Raw genomic sequence first — 12,793 nt, forward strand, 5'->3', positions numbered from 1 at the left:
CAAGTTATAGTACAGCTTTTATAAAAAGATACTTTTTAAAATGATTATGATTGCTTTTTATCCCCCGAGTTTATATCCTAAAATATTTGGGTGGACGAATAAAATTCGTATGATATTTTTACTTACTTGCAATCTTTAATTCCGGTTTACAAAATGTCCTTTGAAAATGCAATATTTTTAGGTAACCATGAAAATGGCAAACCTCTATATGCCGAAGGTTATCAACCTATTTTATTACTAGCACCACATGGCTCTGGTAAAGGGGTATGCTTTGTCCTTCCTACTTTGTTAACTTATTCCGAGTCATGTGTTGTTCATGATATAAAGCTCGAGAATTACCAACTTACAAGTGGATACAGAGCATCGATTGGACATAAGATTTTTGTCTTCAATCCGCTCTTGGGTAAAGACAAAACTCATAGATATAATCCGCTGGATTATATTAATTCGGATTCCAGAGAAATAATCAATGACATTCAAAAGATTGCTGATTTATTGATCAAAGATAATGCTAGTAGCAAAAGCTTATTTACTGGATTGGTTCTATATCTTTGCAACGATACTACCAAAACAAGATCGTTAGGTGAAATAGCAAGAATGTTACAAAGGAATTTAGCTCAAGAACTATCAGATGGAATTGATAAGGCGAAAGGTACAATTCATGAGTATGGTCTTGAAATAATCTCGTCTTTTTTGAGCAAAACTACTAAAGAACAAAATGCTATAATCAAGGAGCTAAGTCATTATCTATATCCATGGACTAACCCATTCATTGATTATGCTACTTCAAAATCAGACTTCGATATTGCCGATTTAAAAGTAAGCAAAATGACTCTTTATGTCGGAGTAAACCCTGCAGACATTAAGAGGCTACAACCAGTATTGCAATTATTCTACAACCATATGGCAGATAGGTTGATAAATACCGCCCAAAATCTTGGTCATACTGAGAAAAACGGAGTAGTATGCTTATTGATGGATGAGTTTTATTCAGTTGGCAAATTGGAAATGTTTACATCATGTTTGCCTTATTTTCGTGGTTACAAAATTAAACTATTCTTGATATCGTCAAATATTGGCAAAATAGAGGAAGTTTATGGTGAAAATGAAACTGAAAATATTATATCAGACTGTACGTGTAAAATAGCATTTGGGGCTAATAATTATAAAACGGCAAATCTTATATCTGAAATATGCCAAGATCGGGAAAAAAATACAGAACTGCTATCCTGGGAGCAAGTCATGAGTTTGCCAGTAGATTCTCAAATTATTTTAATGGACAAAGAGCAACCAGTAATTTTAAAAAAAGTTTTCTATTATGATGACGAGGAAATGAAGAAAAAAATTATTGCTCCAGCGGTGTTGTGGTGATTTGTAGAGCTAACCTGGTTGGCATTATGTCGTCATTAGCAAGGAGCCACTTTGTGGTAAAGACAAACAGGCTCTTACTATCCCAAACGTCATTGCGGATCACGCAAGTAGGTCGTGGCAATTCATTTCTAGTCACTATGACCTCTAAAACTGCTTCATTTTCTAACTTTCGACAGTTGTGTTACCTAGAAGGCTGTCTGTGATAACTAATTAAACATAAGTGGCAAAACATGAAAAAGTTATTATTTCTAATCTGTTTGTGTTCTACTATTGCTATAGCAAGTGAACCTAACTATTATCCTAATAGGCTTAATTGCTGTAAGATTACTAAGAGTACAATAAATGATTATGAACCGCTAGAGTTTCAATCATCCAATAACTTACTTAGAAGCACAGGTCAACAATCGGTCTATCGTGGTACAAAAATTATAGTGAAGGGTATATTGTTAGACCAGCATTGCGTTCCAGTATCAGATGCAAAAATATATTTATGGCAGGTTGGAAGTGATGGAAAATATCCCTATATACCACTTCGTACTCGTATCAATAAAAAAATGCTAAATCTTGTAAGTAAATCAAGTTTTACCGGGTTTGGTACGGCTACTACCAATAATAAAGGAGAATTCTATTTTGTTACTATATACCCTAGTAAAATTGGTCGTGAAACTGCTAATGTAAACATTAGAGTTGAGCACTTGGATCTTGGGCAATTGCAAACTAAGTTATATTTATCTAACTCAATGGTTGATTTAGATAATTGCGGAGAAGTTAGCCATGTTCTGACTAGTGTTCATAGTGGCATCAAAACTTATGAGTTTAAGGTTGTGATGCCAGGACGAACATTCAAAAGATATTAAAGGTTGGATTATTTACATCCGCAACAATCTTCTACAATGGGCTTTTCTAATGGCTTTTTTAGTCCACAAGAAGTTAAAATTAAGCAGCTTAATAATATTAGAGGTAAAAAAATATTGTTTTTCATGATAATTAATAAATTAGTTGGCAATAATTCTATTGTTTATAGGTATATTAAAAAATATAGTAAACTGTTTTTTTTGATTGTAGCATACTTATTGTGCATCGCTAATAGTTTTGCATTAGATTATAGCAAGTCAGGCGTAAAAATGCTTGATTCATCTCCCGTTCCAGATACGGTATTTTTTTTCGATGATAAAGGTGAAAAATATTCTCTTGATAATTTTGAAGGAAAAACGATATTATTGGTATTCTGGGCAACATGGTGTGCGTCTTGTGTTAAGGAAATGCCAGATTTAGATATATTGCAAAAAGATTTTAGAAAGCTGCCATTCGCCATAATTCCTGTATCACAAGACTACCAAGGCATAGAGGTTATACAAAAATATTATAAAAATTATGATATAAGATATTTACCAATCTATCATGATTTTAGGAATCAATTATTTAAAGCTCTTTCAATAGTAGGTATACCAACTGCTATTCTAATTAGCCCAGATGGAAAAATGTTAGTAAGTTTTGCTGGTATCATTAATTGGTACGATACAGAAGTTCGGAATATTATTTTGTCAAATATTCCTGGGAATCATCCAGAACCCAAGAATAGTTACCGTGAACAAACTATTAATCAACCAGTTAATAAACAGTTAGCACCTAAAGAACAGAAAGATAAAAAACTAGAAGTACAACAAAATATAAAGGAAGATCATAATGCTTCTGAAAAGACAAAAAAGGAGTAACCAATGCATAAAGCACATAATAAAAATTCAATTGCCGACGCGAAATTTGAACAGGTAATTGCTAAACGTCAAGTAGGTAAGTTAGAACAATTATTTTCCTTGTTACCTGTAATAGGTTCCGGGGGATCAAAACCGGTGATTGCGGTTCTTCGCCTTAGTGGAGTTATCGGTAAAGTAAGCTCAATAAAATCAGGGCTAACTATTGAGTCACTACATGAGTTAATTGACAAGGCTTTTGAAATCAAAAATCTTGAGGCTCTATGTTTAAGTATAAATTCTCCAGGTGGTTCACCTGTGCAATCTGAGCTGATTAGTAAACGTATAAGATTGTTAGCTCAGGAAAAGAAAATACCCGTGTATAGTTTTGTAGAAGATCTAGCAGCATCTGGTGGATATTGGCTTGCCTGCATTGGCGACCAAATATATGCATCTAAGAGTTCAATTATTGGTAGTATAGGAGTTATTTCGGCTGGTTTTGGGTTCCCTGCTGCTATCGATAAGCTTGGTATAGAAAGGAGAGTCTATGCAGAAGGTAAAAATAAATCTATTCTTGATCCATTTCAACCAGTGCAAAAGGAAGATATTAAAATTATTAAGCATCTACAAAAACAGATTCATCAACATTTTATAGATTATGTTAAAGAACGTCGAGTCGGTAAGTTAACTCAAGAAGATGATATTTTATTTAATGGAGAATTTTGGTCTGGACAAACTGCTGTTGATTTTGGTTTAATTGATGGTATAGATGATATGTATAGTTTTATAAAAAAGAAATACGGGGATGTAACTATTAAATATGTAGCTAATAAACAATCATGGATTAAGAGAAAGCTTGGTATGGTAAGGCATGATTTCGTGCAAGAATTTTCTGATAGCTTGATTGAATCGATAGATAATAAAATTACCTATGATAGATTTAATATACGGTAATAGATTGCTTAGTCGACCTTATGGACTCCTCGCAATAACGTATATAAGTAATGCTAATCTGGTTAGCTATAGAAATAATAAAAATATTTTTCACAAAACACTTAGCGTACATTATAATTAGTATATACTCTTCAAAGCAGAAAAGTATACTCATACGTCATTGCGAGCGAACGTCTGTGAGCGTGGCAATCTATGGAGCTTATCATATGGATTGCTTCGTCGACCTCATGGTCTCCTCGCAATGATGGTTGTGAAGCTTGCAATATCTTTCAACGTAATTGCTAGAACGCTGTCGGAATGCTCAACTTTTAATAACTTGAAATAATAAATTATGAATTTTATCGATGAAGCTAAAATATATTTAAAAGCGGGTAATGGTGGTGATGGAGCGGTTAGCTTCCATCGAGAGAAATATATCGATATGGGAGGACCTGACGGTGGAGATGGTGGTCGTGGTGGTAGCATTATTTTTAAGAGCAATTCTCATATTAATACTTTAGTAAATTTTAGGTATAAACTACATTTTAAAGCAGAAAATGGTGAGAATGGTAAAGGTGCAAACCGAACTGGTAAATCTAAACCAGCTTTAGTCCTACAAGTACCAGTTGGAACGCAAATATTTTCAGAACATAATGATGTTCTACTATATGATTTTACTGCGGATGAACAAATTTTTGAAATAATTAAGGGTGGAAAAGGGGGGCTTGGTAATAGCCATTTTAAGTCATCCATTAATCAAGCTCCGCGACGTAGAACTGAAGGTATCGTAGGAGAAGAAATGTGGGTAAATTTACAGCTCAAACTACTTTCAGATGTTGGTCTTATAGGTTTACCTAATGCAGGAAAATCCACTTTTCTTGCAGCAACGACATCAGCAAAGCCTAAAATTGCTGATTATCCATTTACTACACTAAGCCCAAATCTTGGGGTTGTTTATGTGGATGATGAAGAATTTGTGATAGCTGATATCCCAGGTTTAATAGAAGGAGCCCATTTGGGACATGGACTCGGTGATAAGTTCCTAAAACATATTGAGAGGTGTAATTTATTGATTCATTTGATATCAGCAACAAGTGATAATTTGTTGGCTGATTATAAAACTATTAGGAATGAACTTGAATCATATTCAAGCTTATTAAAAAATAAGACGGAAATAATCTGTTTAAATAAATGTGACATTTTGTCAGAGGAAGAAGTTCAAGACAAAATTACCAAATTACAAAAAATTACCAGTGAGGAGATTTTTGCAGTTTCTGCCTATACAAAAATTGGATTGAATAGGATAATAAAAAAAGCCCTTGAAAACATAAAAAACACGATACTCCACAAATAATCATGTTATTCGTGTATATTGATCATAAATAAAAGGTTGCAATGGTAGAAAGAATATAGTAGGGTTTTTGTATTATGAATAAAGTATATATCACTAAACATAATTGGTATTTTACAATCAACAATAAAGGAAACTTTATGGCACTAGAAGGTGAGCGTTCAAGGAAAAAAAGTTAAAGTACAAAACGTCTATTAGCGAGAAGGCATAAGCCAAGAAGCAGTCCATTTGTGATCATTTTTGGATTGCCGCGTCGCTGCAAAGCGGTTCATAGCTAATAGACACTTGGCGTGAACATTCATATTAGAAGCGATCAAATGTAATACAGATAATAGGACTTCAGTGCTAGAATTAACAAAATGATTAACTGGAATTATGGCTGCTGATAAAGGTTATATCAAGAAAATTTGTTCTTAAATTTATATGAAAGAGGCTTAAAAATGATTCATGGAATTAAGAAGAATATGGAAAATAAATTAACGGATTTAAAAGAAAAACTATTACTTCGAAGGCACGGTTTAATTGAAACAGTTTTTGATTATCTAAAAAATAAAATGGATATTGAACACACTAAACATAGGTCTTCGATAAACGCCTTTGTCCATATATTATTTACTCTTGCTACCTATTCGTTAAAAAAACATAAACCTTCAATAAAACTTGACTTTAATCTACATATTCACAACATCCTTATCCCGACATTAATTACAAGATACCTTAAACTCTTACAACCGCTTAGTTAACCAAACAACATTGTACAACAAGCTGATTCTGTGTGTTGAAACCCTGCTATATCTATCACTTTTATGCTCTGATACTGCTTTTGTTAGATAGTTTTTCTAATAGGTTTATATGCATATATCCTTTTTGGAGTTGTTCTCACAGGCATTAGACCTGAAGTCCTAGGACTTAATGCCACATATAACTGTATCTCTCCAATTTAACCCAAACACTAGCGTGTCTATGCAGGTATAACATCCTGGAAATAACGAATTATTTTTTTATAAAAATGGAGAACTATGGCTAAAAAACAAAAATTCTTAAAAAATTTGCTGACCAGTGTATCAGTTGCCTCTGTTATAGCAAGTATGGGATGGAACAATGTTGCTTTTGGTAAAGTAACCCATGGTTTTAGGATGCTCAGTAAGAAGGATATTACGTTATCAGATACGGCAGATAAGAAGAACTGGAAAAAAGTACAGAAGGATGGTAATCCTGTGGGAGATTATACTGCAGCACCTGGGGATAACACTGCATTTCTCTATAGTGGTCCTGTTACACTTGATGCTAATGTACATGATCGTATAATTACTGCTATCAATCTAGTTGGCAACAAACCCGGCATGCTTACGGTTAATGAAAATTTATCAATCGGTTCTATAGTGAGAGGTGAAAAAGCACAAAAAGATAATATACAAAACGTGTTACCTATAACTATAGCAGCTGGCAAAACCTTAACTTTAACCGGTACTAAAGCTATAGATATAAAGCATGGTTTCACTACACGTGAAAATACCTATACTGCCTTGGGTAACATAATCCTTAATGGAGCAGACTCAACTCTTGTAATTCGACCTGCTAACGATGATGCTGGTAATCCCGGAAATATATCACTCACTGGTAATATCACTACAAATATTGATCGTGAGGGAATATTAACTTTCGAAGGATATGCTACAGTAAATGGAGAGATTGGTGCTAATAATGCTTTAGCGGAAGTAAACTTTAACGAAGTAGGTAATATACACTTGCGTGCTGTAGCTAAAGCAGAGACTTTCAAATTTGGGGCTGAGGCTATAGTCAATGCTCATACCAACATTATAGGTAATGTGGATTTCAATGGTAATAATGCAGCTACAATTAACCTAGCAGTTGGTCAGAAAATCGATGGTGCTGTAGATAACACAGGTGCTGCTAATAACGGTATATTAGACTTTGCAGGAATTGGTACAGTAACTGGGAATATTGGTAAGAATAATGCTTTATTCTTGATTAATATTAATGATGGTGATGTTGACTTACAACAAGATGTTTCTACTGAAACGCTCCACTTTGCTGTTGCCAATAGAACTGTAAAAATTGGTGGTAATTTTACAGGTGAAGTTTATTTTGCTAATGCTGGTACTTTAACATTTTACGGTGCTGATCCTCATAGTTTCAACGCAACAATAGCTAATGGTGATAATGGTATTTTAAATGTTCAAACTGATCTCATAGCTACTCATGAAGATATTGGTAATATTAAGACTATAAATATTGGTATACCAGGTGAGGTTGGTTTCCCTGTTGTTGATCCTGTTGCTAAGGTTCTAGCAATAAATGCTTCAGTTAATAATATTAATCTCCTTACTCCTGCTGATGCAGAAGTTAACTTCTTGCATCCAGAGTCGAGATTAGAATTATTTACTATAAGACAGGAGCGAATTATAACCTTTGAGAATAACTTACCAGGGCATGCTGCTGTTGGTGGTGGTGGAATAGTATTTATGAGTGGTATCAACGATGCTACTTTAACTGTACAAGCTAATGGTAACAAATCTCTTGGTACAGTTGCTAGAAAGCTAGGACACATTGCAGCCTTTGGTAAGGTGACTATCAAAGGAGATAATGCTAATAAAGTTGATATTAGTAACACGGGGAAATTGAGCATTGTTCATGATACAAAGTTTGTTACAGAATTTATCGATGAGAGTGGTACTTCAGCCGCGATTGCTCGAATCGATATTGGACAATCTTCTGCTGGTGCTGGTGGTGTTGGTACTGCTGTTACTGGTCCAGCAATTTATGTACTGGATGCCAAACATGGGGATTTTCATATTTTAACTGATGCCACTCATCGGATTAATTTCTTGGATCCAGATGCTAAATTAATATTACGGAATAGTGATAATGATGACAAGACTATAACTTTAGCAAATAATTTGGTTCCAATTAATGATAAAGAAGGTGTAGTTGAATTTAATTCTCCTGTTGTTAACACAATGTTAACGATTAATAAAGTAGGAGATGCTAGTTTAGGTACTGCTAATCTTAAGCTAAAGGAGATAATCTTCTCTGGTGCTGGGGATCTTAATATTACTCCCACCATATATGCTCATACTATAATATCAGATATAACTGGTACTGTAACAACAAACGGTATTCATGGTGATGTGCTTTTGAGTGCTGCTAGTCAGTTAACCGGTGCCGTTAATGGTAGTGTGGGTTTTGCTGCTACTTCTCAGTTAATCGGTAACGTTACTACTGATGTGTTATTTAATGCTAATGGTAAGTTAGTCGGTAACGTTGGTGGTAATGTGGTTTTTGCTAGTGCTGGTACTACGACTGGTACTGTTGCAGGACATGTGGTTATTCGTGATGGTGGCGATGGTACAGTTGGTGGTTTGATTAGTAACAACGTAACTTTTAATGGTGATGGTCAATTAACTGCCAATGGTAGTATCCAAGGTGATGTATATTTTGATCATAAGAAAGGTACAGTTACGCTGGCAGATAAGCAGAAAATCGGTGGTATTATAAAAGATGGTGAAAATGCAACTTTAGAATTCCTAGGGGATGGAGAAGTAGGCGGTGCAATTGATGGGTTAAAACTATTAACAGCAGGTAATGGTAATGTGACATTAGCCGCCTCTGGTAATCATAGCGTTACTGAAATCCAAGGTAATGGCGTACAAAAATTAACTCTTGCTAGTGGTTTTAATTTAGCAGGTGGTATTAACTTAACTGGTGGACAGGCAGTTGGTTTAATATTCGAGGGAAATAGCAGAATTAGCGGTGTTGTCGGAACAGAAAAGAATCCCGTCGGTAATATCCAAATTAAAGCTGGTACTGTAAGGTTTGATGATCTCATCAATGCTAAAAATATCCGTATACTAGGTGGTACAACTGTTGAGATTACTAAAGATGTCAATGCTGAAAATATTAATGGACTAGGTATAGTTAAATTTAATAACAAAAAAGATATTGTCATTAATAGCCAAATAGGGGCTAATATTATAGAAATAGCCGGATCAAATGTAGAAACTATTCAAACATTTTCAGCGGTTAATGTTCATTTCTCTAGTTCTCAAAATGCAACTTTAACATTAAAAGAAGATAGTATTATAAGTAACATTACAACAGCTGGCAATGGTTTACATAGTCTAGCATTAAATGCAAATCTTACTATTGTCGGTGATGTTGGTTCAGATAGTAACAGATTAAAAGAGATTAAATTACTAGGTGATCATACACTTAGCATTACTAACAGTAATCTCTATGCTGCTGTGTTAACTACAACTTCTGATAGTAGTAAAGTAATATTTGAATCGAGTGGTAGCGTTGCTTATGGTAATCTAGGGTCAGATAAGTTTAGATTGTCTGATGTAACTTTTGATAGTGACTCCACGGTAAAAGCCGATATTTACTCCAAGAAAATAACCATTAAGGATAATAAAACTGCAACTTTTGCTGGTACTGAGGAAAGAGCTATATTGATATCAGGAATACCAAGATTATTGAAGGATTTTACCTATAGCACGGAGATTGTTTCGGAAGAGATAAATGTTGAGACGGCATCATCCAAGATGAAATTTGGTAATGCAACCTTGGTTAAGGCTCCAATTAAGGATGGACAGGTGATATTAGCAGATAACGTATGGTTTAAAGAAGAAGTAATGTCAACAACCCCTGTAACCTTTGTGCCAGGTAAGTATGTAATATTAGAAAAAAATATTGCATTTTCTAGCATTGAAGCCAGTCAAGCCAAGCTAATTATATTAGCTGAAAAACAAACTATCACTGGTGATTTAACCGCTAAAGATTTAACCATAGATCTTGGAACTAGCCAATTAAAATATGCTGGTAATGCCAAACTAGTAGGAGAGCTAAAATTACATAGTTTCTATGACTCGTCAAAGTCGGCAGGTGGTAATATAGAAATTCAGAGTAATGGTAAACTGGATCTATCACAACTAGACAAATTGCTTGTAACAATAGCAGGACGGACTGATGTTAACAAAATTTCTGATGATACTAAATATATTCTGATTTCGTCAGTTTATGGTAATGGTATTAGTACCTTGGACCCAAGTAAAATTACCTTAGATTCAACAAGTGAACAAAACCGCTTTGTCAGCTGGACTATTAATCCTAACAATCTGACCCTGTATGCAAAAGACATTTCTAAGGAAGTTTTAGAAAAAGAATTTGCTGATAAGCCTAAAGAAAAAAAGCAGTTTATTAAGCAATTGGATAAGGCAGCGGAGGCAGATATTAACTGTGATGCTGCTAAGTTTAGAAATGACCTTGGCTGTATGGATAAAAATAATGCCCAATTGGCAATGGAGAAACTATTGTCTAGTAATGAAAATTTAACTTCAATGAAAGATGGTCTAGAAAGTTTAAAATACGTAATAAGTGAAGTAATTTTTCAAGTTACCCACCAAATTACTTTAAGGTCTGAAAACATGCAGGTTCCTGTAGCATCGGGTGATGATGATAATGTAATATTATATGGAATATGGGGTAGTCCATTTTATAGTATTGCTGACCAAAAAATGCGAAAAGGAGTTAGCGGTTATAAATCAAAGTCAGCTGGTGGGATAGTTGGCTTCGACAGTTTGATAAATGATAATTTGCTAATTGGTACAGCTTATAGCCAAATTAACACAAAAATGTTTCATAAAGATCAAAAAATTGGTGATAAAACTAGTGGTAATACTAATGTCTTTTCCATATATGGTTTATATAAATTCTCAGCTAATTGGTTTGCTGAAGCGATAGCATCATATGGCATAACTAATGTTAAAAATTTGGAAGGACGTGTACTCCCAACTGATAAGAGAACTGTTACTACTCTAGGTATAGCTGTTGCTAAATATAAATCTACTTCTTATAGTGGACAACTACTTACCGGATATAGTTATCAACTTTCTGAAAAGTTAACTATTACGCCAATAATTGGGCTAAGATACTCACAATTTATAGATGCCGGTCATGTGGAAACTGGTACAGCATGCCAAAACCTAATTGTTAAGAATAGGTTATACAATAAATTTGAAGGTATTTTGGGTCTAAGAACTGCAACAAATATACAACTTGACCAATTACTGCTAATACCAGAATTGCATGGCTACATTAATTATGAATTCAAAGGGAAATCACCCATAATTGAGGCAAGGTTAGGTGGGATGAATGAACCATTACAAACCAAATCAGTTAAATCTGCTAAGATATTCTTCACTGTTGGTACTAGTTTAGCTGCAAAACACAATATGATGGAATATAGTGTTGCCTATAACGCTAACATTGCCAATAAATATATTGGTCACCAAGGTAGTTTAAAAGTTAAAGTGAATTTCTAGGGAGTAAAAATTGGATTGCCAAGCGTCGGCGTATATGTATCTTAAACGTCATTGCGAGAAGGCATAGCCGATGAAGCAATAAAAATTTAAACCAAATTTATTTAAATTTTTATTGCGAAACATAGTTGGTCCATTCTTAGTCATTTTTTGGATTGCCGCGTTGCCGCGGTTCCTCGCAATGACATTGACCACATACAACTTTTAAACTATCCTGTCTAAAACCGCTTCCTCTTCTAACTTCCGACAATTGTGGCGAAACCCCGAAGTTTTGTGAAGTCAATTCTTCAAAGCAGAAGAGTATACCGTTTACACTCCATGACGTTGTATTATTTGGTTTTTTATCTCTGCAATAGCTTTAGCTGGATTTAAACCTTTCGGACAAGTTTTGGTACAGTTCATAATTGTATGACAACGATATAGCTTAAACGGATCTTCTAAAGCATCTAAACGCTCTCCAGTATACTCATCCCTAGAATCAGCAATCCATCGATAAGCTTGTAGTAAAATCGCAGGACCTAAATATTTATCACCATTCCACCAATAGCTTGGGCAGGAGGTGGAACAACATGCACATAATATACATTCATATAGCCCATCTAATTTTTCTCTATCCTTAAGCGACTGTAATCTTTCACTATTGGAAGGAGGAAGAGTATCAGTTTTTAGCCAAGGTTCTATCGATTCATATTGAGCATAAAAATGCGACATATCAGGTACTAAATCTTTTACTACTTTCATATGTGGTAAGGGATATATCTTAATATCACCACAAATTTCTTCAATAGGCTTAATGCAGGCAAGTGTATTAGTTCCATCTATATTCATTGCACAACTACCACAAATCCCTTCACGACAAGAGCGTCTGAAAGTCAAAGTAGAATCTATTTCATTTTTTATTTTAATTAAGGCATCTAGAACCATTGGGCCTGTTTTGTCTAGATCTAACTCGTAAATATCAATTCTCGGGTTTTCCTCAGAATCTGGATCATACCTATAAATCCTAACATTACGTAGCTTAGCCGCTTTCCCAGAATATTTATGTACTATACCTTTACCGACTTTAGAATTAGGTGGTAATCTAAGTTCTGCCATATCTATTCCCC

General features: G+C 34.5%; 8 protein-coding genes. 7 read left to right on the forward strand and 1 reads right to left on the reverse strand.

Features of this window, described 5'->3' with window-relative positions:
• Positions 1-153: 153 nt before the first annotated feature.
• The 7 genes from ACFELY_RS03815 (at position 154) to ACFELY_RS03845 (ending at position 11,690) form a co-directional block, all read left to right on the forward strand.
• Positions 154-1,371, forward strand: coding sequence for a type IV secretory system conjugative DNA transfer family protein (locus ACFELY_RS03815; protein ID WP_375333686.1), 1,218 nt, complete (start codon positions 154-156; stop codon positions 1,369-1,371).
• Positions 1,372-1,601: 230 nt separating this feature from the next.
• Positions 1,602-2,228: a dioxygenase gene (locus ACFELY_RS03820; protein ID WP_375333687.1), complete on the forward strand. Its 627-nt coding sequence runs from the start codon at positions 1,602-1,604 to the stop codon at positions 2,226-2,228.
• A gap of 123 nt (positions 2,229-2,351) precedes the next feature.
• Positions 2,352-3,086: a TlpA disulfide reductase family protein gene (locus ACFELY_RS03825; RefSeq protein ID WP_341759901.1), complete on the forward strand. Its 735-nt coding sequence runs from the start codon at positions 2,352-2,354 to the stop codon at positions 3,084-3,086.
• A 3-nt stretch (positions 3,087-3,089) separates the two neighbouring features.
• Positions 3,090-4,016 carry a S49 family peptidase gene (locus ACFELY_RS03830; RefSeq protein ID WP_375333688.1) on the forward strand — a complete coding sequence of 309 codons (927 nt, stop codon included), beginning with the start codon at positions 3,090-3,092 and terminating at the stop codon, positions 4,014-4,016.
• 331 nt (positions 4,017-4,347) lie between these two features.
• Positions 4,348-5,349: a GTPase ObgE gene (gene obgE, locus ACFELY_RS03835; protein ID WP_341759477.1), complete on the forward strand. Its 1,002-nt coding sequence runs from the start codon at positions 4,348-4,350 to the stop codon at positions 5,347-5,349.
• Between the two features lie 404 nt (positions 5,350-5,753).
• Positions 5,754-6,089, forward strand: a complete 336-nt coding sequence (locus ACFELY_RS03840) for a transposase (protein WP_341759476.1) — start codon at positions 5,754-5,756, stop codon at positions 6,087-6,089.
• A gap of 276 nt (positions 6,090-6,365) precedes the next feature.
• Entirely contained in the window at positions 6,366-11,690 is a 5,325-nt protein-coding gene (locus ACFELY_RS03845; RefSeq protein WP_375333689.1) for an autotransporter domain-containing protein, read from the forward strand.
• Positions 11,691-11,996: 306 nt separating this feature from the next.
• Here ACFELY_RS03845 and ACFELY_RS03850 read toward each other — a convergent pair whose 3' ends face one another.
• On the reverse strand, positions 11,997-12,782 hold the full coding sequence (locus ACFELY_RS03850) for a succinate dehydrogenase iron-sulfur subunit (protein WP_341759474.1): 786 nt from the start codon (positions 12,780-12,782) through the stop codon (positions 11,997-11,999).
• Positions 12,783-12,793: the final 11 nt, after the last annotated feature.

It is taken from the genome of Candidatus Tisiphia endosymbiont of Xenochironomus xenolabis (assembly GCF_964264705.1).
GTDB lineage: Bacteria > Pseudomonadota > Alphaproteobacteria > Rickettsiales > Rickettsiaceae > Tisiphia.